The organism is Nocardia heshunensis (assembly GCF_054782115.1).
Map to the genome: position 1 here is coordinate 749,103 of NZ_BAAGTC010000003.1, position 13,970 is coordinate 763,072.

A 13,970-nucleotide genomic window follows, 5' to 3' on the forward strand; every position below is an offset into this window, starting at 1 on the left:
CGTGCAGCCGTCATCAGACGCGCTCGAGAATGCGTTTGGCCAGCTCGGTGGTGGCGTAGTGGGCAAAATCGGCCACTCGTACCTCGCCGTGCACCCCGCGCACCTGATCCACCGCCTGCGAGATAGTGAAATCGGCTGCCGCGCTGAGATACAGGTACGCCTGCTGCGGATCGGCGTCGAACAACGACACCACCAGTTCGATCGCGTTGCGGACGCAGACTTCGAGGGCCTTGTTCAGGTCCGCATCCATGCCGGTCGGAATGATCAGCCCGCGCGCGGCGGCGAACGGGCCGATGCTGCGGCCGAATCCGGCGGCCACGTCGGCGGCGGGGATGACATCGACGGTCAGTCGCGCCCGCAGCGGCGCTTCGAGTGCGGTCAGCGCCACTTCGCCGTTGCCCTGCGCGAAATGCGGGTCGCCGATGTACAGCAGCGCATCGGGGACCTGGACCGGCAGGAACAGGGTCGCGCCCGCGGTCAGGCGGCGAATGTCGATATTGCCGCCGTGCGGGCCCGGCGGGATCGAGTTCAGGCGGGTGTCGGTATCGGTGGCGACGCCGATGATGCCCAGGAAGGGCCGCAAGGGAAAACTGGCCTGCCACAGCTGGTCCGGATGCATGGGCATGGTGCCGAACCAGGCGCCGTCACGGGATTCCACCGCGCAGAACTGGCCGTAGTTGCCGTCGAAGCCGCGGCGGTGGGCCAGCACGCCGCGGGCGTGGCGAGTGGAGACCACACCGTACGGGGCGCGCATGGTCAGTTCGTCGATGCGAACGGCCAGCAGGTCGCCGGGCACCGCGCCCGGCACCGCGATGGGCCCGGTCACGATGTGCGGACCGGCCAGGGAGTCGCGGCTGCGGGTGGCCGCCACCGCGACGGCGTCGGTCAGCACCTGGTCGCCGTCGACGCCGAAACCACCGAAGTAGGCGCGCGGATCCGAGCCCTGATCGTCGAGAATCCCTTCGTGGCTGACGGTGTCGACCACGATGCTGCCGCCCGGTTCGACGGTCGCGACGGGCCGGTCCCCGATCCTGGGCAGCCTGCCCCACAACACCGCCGCCGGGTCGGCGGGCAGGTAGGCGTCGCCGCCGATGCCCTGTTCCGGTTGCAGCACCGCAAACGCGGGGGCGAATCCCCGCACGATCGACGTCACGCGCTCTACCTCTCCTACCCCGACCGCAATTGGTCGGACCATCCGATGTTGCGACCATAAGTCAGGTGAACCGTCGGCGGCAGCGTTGGAAACCGAACGTAACTGGCGCTTTACCCGGATGAAATGGCCTGCACAAGAACGGATTTAGAGTTGGGCGATGACGGCTTCGATTCCGCCGCTACGCCGGCGCGTAGGCAGTGTCAGCGCGGAGGTCGCGGCGCATCTGGAGGGGCTGATCACCAGCGGCGAACTGCGCGCCGGGGATCGGCTGCCACCCGAACGCGAACTCGCGGCGGCGATGAACGTGTCGCGGTCCTCGTTGCGGCAGGCCATGTTCGAGCTGGAGTCCAAGAAGCTCATCGAACGGCGGCAGGGCCGCGGCAGCACCGTCACCGAGGCCGCCCGGCACGCGGGCAATCTCGCCGACGGGCTGGGTGAACTGGATATCGAACTCGGCTACGCGCTCGAACTGCGGGATCTGGTCGAGCCGCGGATCGCTCAGCTGGCGGCCCTGCGGGCGGTGGACTCCAATCTGCTGGCGCTGGAACGGGTGCTGGTGCGGTCGAGCGAAACCCTCACGCCCGCCGCGTCGCTGCGACTCGATATCGAATTCCACACGCTGCTCGCGCATGCCGCGCAGAATCCGCTGCTGGTGACGTTGTGCGCCATGACCACCGAATGGACGCGCAATACCCGCACGCTGTCACACCGCACCAGGCCCGGCCGCAGGCTCTCCCTCGACGGGCATCACCGGATCTACGCGGCGGTGACCGGCCACGATGGGCCGGGCGCGGCGGCGGCGATGCAGCAGCATCTGCGGGAGGTTCGCGAACTCAGTGGGTCGCTCCGCTGAGCGCCGCGGCAGTGCGGAAGGTGCGCCGATAGGCCAAGGGCGAGACGCCGATCGCCTCGTGCAGATGTTGGCGCAGGGACGCGCCGGTGGCGAATCCGACCTCTCCGGCGATGCGGTCCACGGAAAGCTCGGTGCTCTCCAACAATTCGCGGGCTCGGAAGACCCGCTGCTGAATCAGCCAGCGGCCCGGACTCATGCCGACCTCGTCGCGGAAGCGGCGGGCGAAGGTGCGGCCGCTCATGCGCGCCTGATCGGCCAGATCGGACATGGTCAGGGGCTGGTGCAGATTCTCGAGAGCCCACTGCCGGGCGTCCGCGGTGCCCGCGGCGGTGGTCGGGGGCACGGGCTGTTCGATGAATTGGGCTTGGCCGCCCTCGCGCCAGGGCGGGACCACGCAGCGGCGGGCAACCATATTGGCGACCTCGCTGCCGTGGTCGCTGCGAATCAGGTGCAGGCAGAGGTCCACTCCGGCGGTGGCTCCCGCCGAGGTGAGGATGTCGCCGTCGTCGACGTAGAGGACGTTCGGGTCGACCTGGATCTTCGGGAACAGCCGCTGGAATTGGTCGGAGAAGTTCCAATGTGTGGTGGCGGGGCGGTTGTCCAGCAGGCCCGCGGCTGCCACCACGATCGCGCCCGTACAGATGGACACCAGGCGCACCCCGGAGGGGAGGGTGGTCAGTGCGTCCGAAACATCCGGCGGGAGACCATTTTCCAGGATCGGGAGCACGTCGCAGGGCGGAATCACCACGGTGTCGGCGGTTTTCAGGATGCTCGCGTCGTGGGCGACGGCGATGTCGAAGTCGGAGTTGCTGCGGACGGGGCGGCCGTCCAGGGAGCAGGTGATGATTTCGTAGCGGCCGTCGGCGGTACCGAAGACGCGGGTGGGGATGCCGAGTTCGAAGGTGTAGACGCCGTCGAGGGCGAGCACGACCACGCGGTGAGGTGGGGTCGCGGTTTCCGGAACGGTCTCACACTGCATGGCACGATTCTATCGAATAATGGCGATCGTGCCATTTTCCGGGATCAGGTCGCACGGCAAGCTGGGATTCATGAGCGAGAAGGACAACGTCATCCCCACCACCATGAAGGCCATTGGCCAGGACGTCCTCGGCGGTCCCGAGGTACTGCACGAGGTGGAACTGCCGGTGCCGCAGCCGGGTCCGAGCGAGATCCTGGTGCGGGTGCGCGCCACCGCGCTGAACCCGACCGACTGGAAGCATCGGGCGCTGAAGGGGCTGTTCCTGCCCGATCCGCCGTTCGTGCTCGGCTGGGACGTGTCCGGCGAGGTGGTCGCGACCGGCGTCGGCGTGACCCTGTTCCAGCCGGGCGACGAAGTGTTCGGCATGCTCCCCTACCCGCACGGCCACGGCGCGGCCGCCGAGTACGTCACCGTCACCGCCCGCGCCTTCGCCCGCAAGCCCGCCAATCTCGATCACGCGCAGGCCGCGGCGATCCCGCTGGCCGCGCTCACCGCGTATCAGGCGATCGTCGATACCGCGAATGTGCAGGCGGGGCAGCGGGTGCTGATCCACGCCGCGGCGGGCGGGGTCGGGCATTTCGCGGTGCAGATCGCCAAATCGCGTGGCGCGTATGTGATCGGCACGGCGAGCGCGCCCAATCATGAATTCCTGCGCTCGATCGGGGTCGACGAAGTGATCGACTACCACGCGGTCGATGTCAACGAGACTGTGCGCGATATCGACTTCGCGCTCGATCCGATCGACGAGGCGCACGCCATCCGCTCGCTGAACACGCTGCGGCCGGGCGGCATCGTGGTCGCGATTCGGGGCGGCGTCGGCAGCGAATTGCGGGATGCCGCAGACCGGCTCGGCGTTCGCGGTGTGTCGCTGCTGGTCGAGGCCGACCATGCGGGGATGGACGCGCTGCGCGAACTCGCGGAATCCGGTGCGTTGCGGCCGACCATCGCCGGGAGCTTCCCGCTGTCCGATGCCGCCAAGGCGCACGCCCTGGGCGACACCGGCCGGACGGTCGGCAAGCTCGTGCTCACCGTCGACTGAATCGCCGCCGCCTGAATTCCCTACGGCTCGAACAGATCCAGCTGAGGTTCGCGGGGACGCACCTCGATGGAACCGAAAACCAGGTCCGGGGGCGGGACCAGGCCCAGATGCTCCCAGGCGGCCGCGGTGGCGACGCGGCCGCGCGGGGTGCGGGCCACCAGACCGGCACGCACGAGGAAGGGTTCGCAGACCTCCTCCACCGTGGCGGCCTCCTCGCCGACGGCGACGGCGAGTGTCGAAACACCCACGGGGCCACCGTTGAAGCTGCGGATCAGCGCGCCGAGGACGGCGCGGTCGAGGCGGTCGAGGCCGAGCACATCGACGTCGTAGACCGCCAGGGCGGCGTGCGCGATGTCGGTGGTGACCAGGCCGTCGGCCTTGACCTCCGCGTAGTCGCGGACGCGGCGCAGCAGGCGGTTGGCGATGCGGGGCGTGCCCCGGGAGCGGCCCGCGATTTCGGCGGCCGCGTCGGATTCCAGTCGGACGCCGAGGATTCGGGCCGAGCGTTCCAGAATCAGTGTCAGTTCATCGGGCTCGTAGAAGTCCATGTGACCGGTGAAACCGAAGCGGTCGCGCAGCGGGCCGGTCAGGGCGCCGGAGCGAGTTGTCGCTCCTACCAGCGTGAACGGCGCGATGTCGAGGGGAATCGAGGTCGCCCCGGGGCCCTTGCCGACCACCACGTCGACGCGGAAGTCCTCCATGGCCAGGTAGAGCATTTCCTCCGCGGGGCGGGCCATGCGGTGGATCTCGTCGATGAACAGGACATCGCCCTCGACCAGGTTGCTGAGCATGGCGGCCAGGTCGCCTGCGCGTTCGAGAGCCGGACCCGAGGTCAGGCGCAGCGCCGTGCCGAGCTCACCGGCGATGATCATCGCCATACTCGTCTTGCCCAGACCCGGTGGGCCCGAGAGCAATACGTGGTCGGGGGTACCGCCGCGCATTTTCGCGCCGCGCAGCACCAGGGCCAACTGTTCGCGCACGCGCGGCTGGCCGATGAAGTCGTCCAGGGACTTCGGGCGCAGGCTGGCTTCGATCTCGCCGTCGGACTGCAGATAGCCTGCGGTGACGGCGGATTCGTCGTCTTCGAAATCCTCGGCCGGGAACTCGTCGTAGTCGTCGGTCATGCGGGTCTACCGATTCTTGCCGAGCAGCCCGAGCGCGGTGCGCAGGGCCTGCGAGGTGCCCAGGTCCGGATCGTCGACCAGGACCGCGTCGACCGCACCCTCGGCTTGCCGGGCCGGGAAGCCGAGCCCGATGAGCGCGTCCACCACCTGCTCGCGCACGGGGGTGACGGCCGCCGCGGGACCGGATCCGGGCGGACCCGATTGCACCGGAACCAGATTCACCTTGTCGCGCAGTTCCACCACCATGCGCTCCGCGCCACGCTTACCGACACCGGGCACCCGGGTCAGCGCCGCCACATTGGATTCGGCCAGCGCCTTGCGCAGCGCTTCGGGCTCGAGGACGGCCAGCACGGCCATGGCCAGCTTCGGGCCGACCCCGGACACGGTCTGCAACAACACGAACAGCTCGCGGGTCTCGGTGTCGGCGAAGCCGAACAGCGTCATCGAGTCCTCGCGCACGATCATGGTCGTATATAGCCGCGCGTCTTCGCCGCGGGTCAGACCGGCCATCGTGGCGGGGGTGGCGTTGAGCCGGTAACCGACTCCGGCGGCCTCGATGACCACATGGTCGAGTCCGATCTCGAGTACCTCGCCGCGAACCGACGCGATCACCGCGTTACCGCCTTCCGTCCATTGGAACCACGCTGCTGGGCCAACTTTTCCTCGTACAGTTTTCGCTGCCGTTCGGCCAGTGCCTCCGCCTTGGCCATGCGGTCCAGCATGGGCGCGCGCCAGCAATGGCAGATGGCCAGGGCGAGCGCGTCGGCGGCGTCGGCGGGTTTGGGCGCGACGGACAGCCCGAGGATACGGGTCACCATCGCGGTCACTTGCGCCTTGTCCGCCGAACCGTTGCCGGTGACCGCCGCCTTCACCTGAGACGGGGTGTGAAAATGCACCGGGATCTTGCGCCGGGCCGCCGCCAGCGCGATCACACCGCCCGCCTGCGCGGTGGCCATGGCGGTGCGCACATTGTTCTGCGAGAAGACCCGTTCGATGGCAACGACTTCCGGGCGATGGGTGTCCATCCACGCCTCGGCGGCGTCGGACACCAGCAGAAGTCGTTGCGCCAGATCCATTTCCGGCGGGGTGCGCACCACGTCGACCTGGATCATCGCCACCTGGCGGCCCATGCTGCCCTCGACCATGCTGATCCCGCACCGGGTGAGACCGGGGTCGACGCCCATCACCCGCACGCAAACCCCTCTCACCGTGAACGAACAACTGTTCGAGAGTCTAACGGACCCTCGCCGCGACATTGTCCATCGACACGGCCGATCCCGGTGCGGGCTCGGGCTATCCGGCCGGAATCCCTACCCGGCGGAGCCCGTGGGAATGCTGTTGTTGACCACGGCACTCAGGTATTCGACGCTCGTCACCCAGTTCGTACGAGGCGGGCTGTCCGACCACGGCCCCTTGCTGTCCGGGCACGAGACGTACACGTGCCGGGTGGAGTGGCGGTTGACGGCGATCGACATGGTGTCCGAAAAGATCGTGCCCGTGCAGTTCACCCGAACCCGCACCACGTAGATGTCGTCGGTGTCGTTGCGGCAGGTGAGATCCACGCACGAGACGCCCTCGGCCAGGTCCGTGGCGAAGGCCGCGGGGGCGAGCGCCCCCACCGCACCGGTGAACAGCGCGGCCGCGCTCAGTCCGATCAGCAATCGAGTAGTCATGTGTATCAACTCCTATCGATGTCACGAGCCGTTGGCAGCGGGCGCGTCAGGGCGGCGGCGACTGGTGTTGTCGACCGACGCGCTGAGATAGTCGATGCCGGTCAGGTAGCTCGGCTCGAACTTGTCGGGCTGCTTCTCCATGGTGGGCGAGCCGAAGCTGCCGTCGGGCTTCATCGAGGGCGAGCCCATGCTGTAACCGCCGTCCACCCAGCGCCCGCTGCATCCGACCTGGGTCTGCTCAGTGGTGTGGCTGTTCACCCAGACCGAGGTCTCGTACCCGTCACCCCATCCCGAGCAGTGCACCCGTACCTGAATGCGATAGATATCGTCAGTGTCGTTGCGACAGCTGCCATCGCCGCACGAGACGCCGTCCGCCAGGTCGGTGGCGAAGGCCGCCGGGGCGAGCGCGCTCGCCGCGGCGGTGATCAGGGCGGCCGCGCCGAGACCGATCAACAACCGTTGAGCCATGCGTGAATCAACTCCATTCAACTACGACCCGACCCGGTAACGATCTTGTCGCACAGGAGCTTTCGTGCATATCGGGATAATCCCCTATTTCGGGCCTTGATCACCCTGAAGCGCACCCGCGAAGATTTTCAGGGCGTCGTCACCGAACAGCACGAAACTCACCTGCTCAACCTTGGTCGGGGTGGTTCGCACGGTGTCGACGGCGATGCGGGCGCCGTCGTCCATGGGCCAGCCGAAGATGCCGGTGGAGATGGCGGGGAAGGCGACGGTCTGCGCGCCGAGTTCGTCGGCGATGCGCAGGGATTCGCGGAAGCAGGAGGCCAGCAGGGCGGAACGGTCCTCGGTTTTCGACCAGACCGGGCCGACGGTGTGAATCACCCAGCGGGCGGGGAGGTTTCCGGCGGTGGTGGCGACCGCCTGACCGGTGGCGAGACCGCGGCCGTAGTGGGAGGCGCGCAGGGCGCGGCAGGCGGCGAGAATCTCCGGACCGCCCTTGCGATGGATCGCGCCGTCGACTCCCCCGCCGCCGAGCAGAGAGGAATTCGCGGCATTCACAATCGCATCCACCTGCTGTTCGGTGATATCGCCACGCACGGCGCGCAATTCAGGCATGCACAGATCCAAACACGACGCGGGCCGCATTCCCACTGGGAATGCGGCCCGCGTAGTCGTGGCTCGGGCTAGGCGTCCAGCTCGGCCAGCACCTCGTCGCTCACGTCGAGGTTGGTGTAGACGTTCTGCACATCGTCGCTGTCCTCGAGGGCGTCGACGAGCTTGAACACCTTGCGGGCCAGGTCGGCGTCCGCGGCGACGGTCATCGACGGCTGGAAGCCGGATTCGGCCGAGTTGTAGTCGAGCCCGGCCTGCTGCACCGCGCTGCGCACCGCGAGCATGTCGCTGGGGTCGGAGATGATCTCCCACTCCTCGCCGAGATCGTTGACCTCTTCGGCACCGGCGTCGAGCACGACCATGAGGATGTCGTCCTCGGACTGCCCGGCCTTGTCCAGGGTCACGATGCCCTTGCGGTGGAACAGGTACGACACCGAACCGACGTCGGCCATATTGCCGCCGTTGCGGGTGACCGCCAGGCGCACTTCACCGGCCGCGCGATTGCGGTTATCGGTGAGGCACTCGATCAGCAGGGCGACACCACTGGGGCCGTAGCCCTCGTACATGATGGTCTGCCAGTCGGCGCCGCCGCCTTCTTCACCGCCGCCGCGCTTGCGCGCGCGCTCGATGTTGTCATTGGGCACCGACGACTTCTTCGCCTTCTGGATGGCGTCGTACAGAGTCGGGTTGCCGTCCGGGTCACTACCACCGGTGCGGGCCGCCACCTCGATGTTCTTGATCAACTTCGCGAAGAGCTTGCCGCGCTTCGCGTCGATCCCGGCCTTCTTGTGCTTGGTGGTGGCCCATTTGGAGTGGCCGCTCATTCCCTACTTCCTCGTTTCAGGGGGCTGAATGGTGTCCGACATTCGAGAGTACGTCAGACTCCGGCGCGCGGACGCACCGCGGTGTCGACGAACAGCTTGTGCACGCGCAGATCGCCGGTGACTTCCGGATGGAAGGAGGTGGCGATGACATTGCCCTGGCGGACGGCGACGATGCGACCGGCGGCGGGACCGGAGGGGACCGTGGCCAGCACCTCGACACCGTCGGCGACCGCTTCGACCCACGGCGCCCGGATGAAGACCGCGCGGACAGCGGAATCCAGGCCCGCGAAATCCAGGTCGGTCTCGAAGGAATCGACCTGCCGACCGAAGGCATTGCGGCGCACCGTCATATCGATGCCGCGCAGCACCTGCATGTCCGGGCGGGTGTCGAGCACCTCCGACGCCAGCAGGATCATGCCCGCGCACGAGCCGTAGGCGGGGAGGCCCTCGGCCAGCCGCTGCCGCAGCGGTTCGAGCAGGTCGAAGACCTCCAGCAGTTTGCTGATGGTGGTGGATTCGCCGCCGGGGATGACCAAACCGTCGACCGCCGCCAGCTCGGATTCGCGGCGTACGGGCACCGCGTGCGCACCGCAAGCCTCGAGGGCGTGCACATGTTCACGCACGTCACCTTGCAGAGCCAGCACACCAATCGTCGGTTTCACGCCGTCGAGCATACGTTTGCCGGTCGGTGTGGCCCTGCTCACCCGAGCCGTCAGGGTTTCGTTAGTACCGGTGTCCTCTTCGTCCTTGCGGTGAACACTGCCGCATGTGACTGATTTGCTACCGCAAACCTCGCCCGGACCGCGTGGTGGTGTCGACGCGCCGCCGCCTCGGCACGGGCTGACTGTCTCGACCGGTCTGGCCGGACTCTCCCTGGACGCCATGGCCTCGGTCGCCTACGGCCCCGAGGCGATCGTGCTGGTCCTCGCCGCCGCGGGCAGTGTCGGGCTCGGTTTCACCCTGCCGGTGACCCTGGCGATCGTGGTGCTACTGACCGTGCTCACGTTCTCCTACCGACAGGTCATCGCCGCCTTCCCGAACGGCGGCGGCGCGTACGCGGTAGCCAAGGCGCGGTTGGGCCGACGGACCAGTCTGGTGGCGGCCGCCTCGCTGATCGTCGACTACATCCTCAATGTGGCGGTATCGATCGCGGCGGGTGTGGCGGCCCTGACCTCGGCCTTCCCCGGACTGTTCCCCTATACGGTGTGGATCTGCCTGGCCGTGCTGGTGGGCATCACCATCCTGAACCTGTACGGCATTCGCGAGAGCGCGCGGGCCTTCATGGCCCCGACCGTGGTGTTCGTGCTCGGCATCTTCGTGGTCATCGTCGCGGGTCTGCTGCGCTCGCACCCGGCGACCGTGGAAACCGGTGCGGCCGTGGCGGAGAACGCCCGCACCATCGGAATCCTGTTGCTGCTCAAGGCCTTCTCGAGCGGTTGCGCCGCGCTGACCGGTGTCGAGGCCATCGCCAACGCGGTGCCCAGCTTCGCGGCCCCCAAGGTCAAGCGGGCGCAGAACGCCGAGGTCGCCCTGGGTGTGGTGCTGGGCCTGATGCTCATCGGCCTGGCCATCCTGATCGGCAAGTTCTCGATCCACCCGATCGACGGCACCACCATCCTGTCGCAGCTGACCGAGGCCGCGCTGGGCCACGGAATCGCCTACTACGTGGTGCAATTCGCGACCGTGATCCTGCTGGCGCTGGCCGCCAACACCTCCTACGGCGGGCTGCCGACGCTGACCAAGATCCTCGCCGACGACAACTGCCTGCCGCACCGGTTCGCGGTCAGCTCGCAGCGGCAGGTCTACCGCAACGGCGTGATCGCGCTGGGTGTGTCCGCGGCCGTGCTGCTGGCGGCGTCGCGGGGCGATATGAACGCGCTGGTTCCGCTGTTCGCCATCGGCGTGTTCGTCGGCTTCACCATCGCACAGGGGGGCATGGTGCTGCACTGGCTGGATGTGCGCACGGCGGGCTGGCAGTGGCGCGCGGCGCTCAACGGGTTCGGCGCGGTGCTCACCTTCGTGGCGCTGATCGTCACCACCGCAATGAAATTCACCGAGGGCGCGTGGCTGATCGTGGTGGTGCTGCCGGTGCTGGTGATCGCCATGGAACGGATCCGCAAGATCTACGGCCGGATCGAGGGTTGTCGAGGAAAGGGCTGTGTGCCCGCAGAGCCCAAGGCCTCCGAAACCGCCATCGTGGTCCCGGTGTCGGAGGTGTCGGAACTCAGCCGGGAAGCGCTCTCGGCGGCCATGTCGCTGGGCCGGGACGTGATCGCGGTGCACGTGTGCCTGCCGGGCGAGAACATCACGGTCTTCACCAAGGAGTGGGAGACCTGGCATCCGGATGTGCGGCTGGTGCTGCTCGAGGACGGCGACTCGACCGTCGGCGGGCCGGTGGCGCGCTACGTCCGCGAGAACTTCACCGGGCGGCGCAAGGTCGTGGTGATCGCCGAGATCGAGCCGCCCGCGGGCTGGAATCATGTGCTGCCCAGTCATCGCAGCGATGAGCTCGAGCGGGTTTTGCGCAAGATGAACGACACCGTGGTGTGCCATCTGCGGGTGCAGACAGCCTGACCCATCACCCGAAAACGACAGCGCGCCACCGGCTTCGGCCAGTGGCGCGCTGTTCTCGCTTGCGGCTCAGGCAGTTCCGGGCGGATACGAGGCGGCCTGGGGGTCACGGAAGGTACGGATCAACCCTTCCTGCATAACCACGGCCACCAACTCCCCCGCCTGATTCCAGATCCGCCCGCCCGTCAGCGCCCGGCCCGCGCCCGCGCTGGGTGACTGCTGGTCGTAGAGCAGCCAGTCGTCGGCGCGGAACGGGCGCAGGAACCACATGGCGTGATCGAGCGAGGCGTTCTGGGTGGGTTCGTCGGGGTGGATGACCTTGGAGGAACCCAGCAGCGTCATATCGCTCATGTAGGCCAGGGTGCAGACGTGGAAGACGGAATCGTCGGGCAGCGGGTGGCGGTAGCGGAACCACACCTGTTGCTGGGCGATGGTGCCCTCGCGGCGGTCCACCTCCTCCTGCGGAATGGTCCGGATGTCCCAGTGCTCCCATTCGCGCATGGCCCACAGGCGTTCCGGGCTCATCGACTCCTTGGCGTCGGCCAGCTCCAGTGGCGGCCGCACGCTCGGCATCACGTCCTGATGCATCGGGCCCTCGTCGCCGACGTGGAAGGAGGCCGACATGGTGAAGATGGCCTCGCCGTTCTGCACCCCGGTCACCCGGCGGGTGACGAAGGAGCGCCCGTCGCGGATGCGGTCGACCAGGAAGACGGTCGGCCGTTCCGGATTGCCGGGCCGCAGGAAATACCCGTGGAGCGAGTGCACCTGGAAGTGCGGATCCACCGTGCGCACCGCCGCGACCAGCGCCTGCCCGGCCACCTGCCCGCCGAACGTGCGCGGCAACTGCGTCTTGGTGGACGCGCCGCGGAAGATGTCGCGTTCGAGTTGCTCTATTTCGAGCGCCTCTTCGATCGTCGCCATGCACTCGTCCCTTCGCCTTGGTCGCGCTCAGGCTAACAATCCTCAGTTATCTATCATTCCAAGCACGATCGTTCTTGCTACGATAGCTTCATGGGCTGGAGGCGACGGATCCTGATCACCGCCGGTTGCGTTGTCGTACTGGTGGTTTCGGCCGGTGCCTGGGTGGTCGCGGCCAACGACTTCGATATTCGCGAGCAGCGGGTCAGCATCACGGGTGCGGCGCAGACCTTGCAGGGCACGTTGGCGCTGCCGAAGCACGGCGACGGGCCGTTCGGGCTGGTGATCTTCGTGCACGGCGACGGACCCGCCAACGCCGACCGCGACGGGTTCTACCGGCCGCTGTGGGAGAGCTTCGCCGCGGCCGGATACGCGTCGCTGGCCTGGGACAAGCCGGGAATCGCTGGCGCGGCGGGCAACTGGCTCGACCAGAGCATGCACGATCGGGCCGTCGAGACCGAGGCGGCGCTGGCCTGGGCACGCGGGCGGCCGGAGATCGATGCGCATCGGATCGGGCTGTGGGGCATCAGCCAGGCGGGCTGGGTGGTGCCGGAGGTCGCAGTCCGGCATCCGGAACTGCGGTTCATGATCCTGGTCGGCGCGGCCGTCAACTGGATGCGGCAGGGCGAGTACACCCGACGGTGTCCGACCATTCCTGACGGCAGTGTTCGCGCCCCGATCCCTGTATGCCCCGGGCTATCTCGACGCGCTGCGCCGGTATGCCGAGCAATCGACGAACAGGAGCACCTCATGACAGTCATCGAACGAGAGCCGGTGGTGTGATGACGATTTCGACCGAGATTCCGACCCGGACACTGGTGGAGAGCCTGGTTCGCGAGGACGCCAGCATTGATGCCGGAGAGCTCTACGACGTGGCCGCGGCGCTCGGGATGAGCGATCAGCAGGTGCGGTTGTGCATCAAAAGGCTGGTGGCCGAGGGACAGTTCAGTCATGAGGGGCGCGGGCGCAAGGCGGTGCTGCGGGCCACGGCCGAGATGCGCGGGGCGCTGGAACCGGATCTCGAGTACCTGCGGTTGATGTACGCGCAGGATCGCGGGCAGGCCGGGTGGGATGGGGTGTGGCATCTGGCGGCGTTCGCGGTGCCCGAATCCCAGCGCACCGCGCGTGACGGGCTGCGCGATGCCATCGTGGGGCTCGGGGGCGCGGCGATTCAGGGCGGGCTGTATGTGTCGGCGCACGCCTGGGAGGGCAGGATCCGTTCGGCCGCACAGGAACTCGGAGTGTCGGGGCTGACGACGGCCGCCACCGTCGACCTCGAAGTGGGCGGCAGCACCGAACCCCGAGAGCTGGCGGAGCGGCTGTGGCCGCTGGATCGGCTGGCCGCCGGGCACGAGCGGTTGCTCGCGGCGGCGGAAAGCACGCTGCGCGCACTGCCTTCGGCGGATGCGACGGCCCGGGTCACGCTGGCGGTCTCGCTGGTGGCCGAATTCGACCGGGCGCACGATCCGGATCCGCTGCTGCCACCGGAACTGCTCCCCCGCGATTGGATCGGCGCGAGCGCGCGGGCGGCGGTGGCCGAGAGCTGGGCCGCGCTGGATTCCGCTGTGCTGCCACCGATTCGACTGTTCCGCTGGTATGCGGACGTGGTGGCCGACATCACCGCAACCACCTAATCTCCCCGCCCCGGCGCGACCTCCGCACCGCATTCCAAGAAATCCTTACGGTTTGCTTACGCCCAGCGGTGGCAGCATGTGCTGACGGGCTCACGCCCGCTGAGTGATATCGCTGCAACAGGGGG

15 protein-coding genes and 1 pseudogene are annotated in these 13,970 nt (G+C 68.0%); 5 read left to right on the top strand and 11 right to left on the bottom strand.

Features of this window, described 5'->3' with window-relative positions; genetic code table 11:
* Positions 1-13: 13 nt before the first annotated feature.
* Entirely contained in the window at positions 14-1,153 is a 1,140-nt protein-coding gene (locus tag ACYVN4_RS10320) for an acetamidase/formamidase family protein (protein ID WP_460719650.1), read from the bottom strand.
* Positions 1,154-1,310: 157 nt separating this feature from the next.
* Between ACYVN4_RS10320 and ACYVN4_RS10325 the strand changes: the two genes are divergently transcribed.
* Positions 1,311-2,006 carry a FadR/GntR family transcriptional regulator gene (locus ACYVN4_RS10325; RefSeq protein ID WP_460719652.1) on the top strand — a complete coding sequence of 232 codons (696 nt, stop codon included), beginning with the start codon at positions 1,311-1,313 and terminating at the stop codon, positions 2,004-2,006.
* Here ACYVN4_RS10325 and ACYVN4_RS10330 read toward each other — a convergent pair.
* The gene (locus tag ACYVN4_RS10330) at positions 1,987-2,985 is read right to left on the bottom strand and encodes a GlxA family transcriptional regulator (protein ID WP_460719654.1); all 999 of its coding nucleotides are present in this window, start codon (positions 2,983-2,985) and stop codon (positions 1,987-1,989) included. The genes ACYVN4_RS10325 and ACYVN4_RS10330 overlap by 20 nt on opposite strands.
* Positions 2,986-3,055: 70 nt before the next feature.
* Between ACYVN4_RS10330 and ACYVN4_RS10335 the strand changes: the two genes are divergently transcribed.
* Positions 3,056-4,024, top strand: coding sequence for an NADP-dependent oxidoreductase (locus ACYVN4_RS10335; RefSeq protein ID WP_460719656.1), 969 nt, complete (start codon positions 3,056-3,058; stop codon positions 4,022-4,024).
* A gap of 20 nt (positions 4,025-4,044) precedes the next feature.
* Here ACYVN4_RS10335 and ruvB read toward each other — a convergent pair whose 3' ends face one another.
* From ruvB to pdxT, 8 genes are all read right to left on the bottom strand, one after another.
* On the bottom strand, positions 4,045-5,148 hold the full coding sequence (gene ruvB, locus ACYVN4_RS10340) for a Holliday junction branch migration DNA helicase RuvB (protein ID WP_460719658.1): 1,104 nt from the start codon (positions 5,146-5,148) through the stop codon (positions 4,045-4,047).
* Between the two features lie 6 nt (positions 5,149-5,154).
* Positions 5,155-5,760 (bottom strand): Holliday junction branch migration protein RuvA, encoded by a 606-nt coding sequence (gene ruvA, locus ACYVN4_RS10345; RefSeq protein ID WP_460719660.1) that lies wholly within the window; start codon positions 5,758-5,760, stop codon positions 5,155-5,157.
* Positions 5,757-6,341 carry a crossover junction endodeoxyribonuclease RuvC gene (gene ruvC / locus ACYVN4_RS10350; protein WP_460719662.1) on the bottom strand — a complete coding sequence of 195 codons (585 nt, stop codon included), beginning with the start codon at positions 6,339-6,341 and terminating at the stop codon, positions 5,757-5,759. Before ruvC ends, ruvA begins: the two co-directional genes overlap by 4 nt.
* A gap of 117 nt (positions 6,342-6,458) precedes the next feature.
* The gene (locus tag ACYVN4_RS10355) at positions 6,459-6,821 is read right to left on the bottom strand and encodes a hypothetical protein (RefSeq protein WP_460719664.1); all 363 of its coding nucleotides are present in this window, start codon (positions 6,819-6,821) and stop codon (positions 6,459-6,461) included.
* A 21-nt stretch (positions 6,822-6,842) separates the two neighbouring features.
* Positions 6,843-7,289, bottom strand: coding sequence for a hypothetical protein (locus ACYVN4_RS10360; RefSeq protein ID WP_460719666.1), 447 nt, complete (start codon positions 7,287-7,289; stop codon positions 6,843-6,845).
* Positions 7,290-7,373: 84 nt separating this feature from the next.
* Positions 7,374-7,901, bottom strand: a complete 528-nt coding sequence (locus tag ACYVN4_RS10365; protein ID WP_460719668.1) for an O-acetyl-ADP-ribose deacetylase — start codon at positions 7,899-7,901, stop codon at positions 7,374-7,376.
* A 68-nt stretch (positions 7,902-7,969) separates the two neighbouring features.
* Positions 7,970-8,722, bottom strand: a complete 753-nt coding sequence (locus ACYVN4_RS10370; protein ID WP_460719670.1) for a YebC/PmpR family DNA-binding transcriptional regulator — start codon at positions 8,720-8,722, stop codon at positions 7,970-7,972.
* Between the two features lie 53 nt (positions 8,723-8,775).
* Positions 8,776-9,396: a pyridoxal 5'-phosphate synthase glutaminase subunit PdxT gene (gene pdxT / locus ACYVN4_RS10375; RefSeq protein WP_460720555.1), complete on the bottom strand. Its 621-nt coding sequence runs from the start codon at positions 9,394-9,396 to the stop codon at positions 8,776-8,778.
* Positions 9,397-9,604: 208 nt separating this feature from the next.
* On the opposite strand from pdxT, the gene ACYVN4_RS10380 reads away from it, so the two are divergent.
* Positions 9,605-11,296, top strand: coding sequence for an APC family permease (locus ACYVN4_RS10380; RefSeq protein ID WP_460720557.1), 1,692 nt, complete (start codon positions 9,605-9,607; stop codon positions 11,294-11,296).
* A gap of 66 nt (positions 11,297-11,362) precedes the next feature.
* Here the strand turns inward: ACYVN4_RS10380 and ACYVN4_RS10385 are convergent, their stop codons facing one another.
* Positions 11,363-12,214 carry an acyl-CoA thioesterase gene (locus ACYVN4_RS10385; RefSeq protein WP_460719672.1) on the bottom strand — a complete coding sequence of 284 codons (852 nt, stop codon included), beginning with the start codon at positions 12,212-12,214 and terminating at the stop codon, positions 11,363-11,365.
* A gap of 108 nt (positions 12,215-12,322) precedes the next feature.
* Here ACYVN4_RS10385 and ACYVN4_RS10390 point away from each other — a divergent pair.
* Both ACYVN4_RS10390 and ACYVN4_RS10395 read left to right on the top strand, forming a co-directional pair.
* A pseudogene (locus tag ACYVN4_RS10390) lies at positions 12,323-12,892 on the top strand (alpha/beta hydrolase family protein); the annotation flags it as partial.
* A 101-nt stretch (positions 12,893-12,993) separates the two neighbouring features.
* Entirely contained in the window at positions 12,994-13,845 is an 852-nt protein-coding gene (locus ACYVN4_RS10395; protein WP_460719674.1) for a PaaX family transcriptional regulator C-terminal domain-containing protein, read from the top strand.
* Positions 13,846-13,970 lie beyond the last annotated feature (125 nt).

What these genes read in the sequence shown, in the direction of transcription:
- ACYVN4_RS10325 (WP_460719652.1), top strand. Translation starts at nt 1,311, where the DNA reads ATGACGGCTTCGATTCCGCCGCTACGCCGGCGCGTAGGCAGTGTCAGC.
- ACYVN4_RS10330 (WP_460719654.1), bottom strand. Translation starts at nt 2,985, where the DNA reads ATGCAGTGTGAGACCGTTCCGGAAACCGCGACCCCACCTCACCGCGTG.
- ACYVN4_RS10335 (WP_460719656.1), top strand. Translation starts at nt 3,056, where the DNA reads ATGAGCGAGAAGGACAACGTCATCCCCACCACCATGAAGGCCATTGGC.
- ruvB (WP_460719658.1), bottom strand. Translation starts at nt 5,148, where the DNA reads ATGACCGACGACTACGACGAGTTCCCGGCCGAGGATTTCGAAGACGAC.
- ACYVN4_RS10355 (WP_460719664.1), bottom strand. Translation starts at nt 6,821, where the DNA reads ATGACTACTCGATTGCTGATCGGACTGAGCGCGGCCGCGCTGTTCACC.
- ACYVN4_RS10360 (WP_460719666.1), bottom strand. Translation starts at nt 7,289, where the DNA reads ATGGCTCAACGGTTGTTGATCGGTCTCGGCGCGGCCGCCCTGATCACC.
- ACYVN4_RS10365 (WP_460719668.1), bottom strand. Translation starts at nt 7,901, where the DNA reads ATGCCTGAATTGCGCGCCGTGCGTGGCGATATCACCGAACAGCAGGTG.
- ACYVN4_RS10370 (WP_460719670.1), bottom strand. Translation starts at nt 8,722, where the DNA reads ATGAGCGGCCACTCCAAATGGGCCACCACCAAGCACAAGAAGGCCGGG.
- pdxT (WP_460720555.1), bottom strand. Translation starts at nt 9,396, where the DNA reads ATGCTCGACGGCGTGAAACCGACGATTGGTGTGCTGGCTCTGCAAGGT.
- ACYVN4_RS10380 (WP_460720557.1), top strand. Translation starts at nt 9,605, where the DNA reads ATGGCCTCGGTCGCCTACGGCCCCGAGGCGATCGTGCTGGTCCTCGCC.
- ACYVN4_RS10385 (WP_460719672.1), bottom strand. Translation starts at nt 12,214, where the DNA reads ATGGCGACGATCGAAGAGGCGCTCGAAATAGAGCAACTCGAACGCGAC.
- ACYVN4_RS10395 (WP_460719674.1), top strand. Translation starts at nt 12,994, where the DNA reads ATGACGATTTCGACCGAGATTCCGACCCGGACACTGGTGGAGAGCCTG.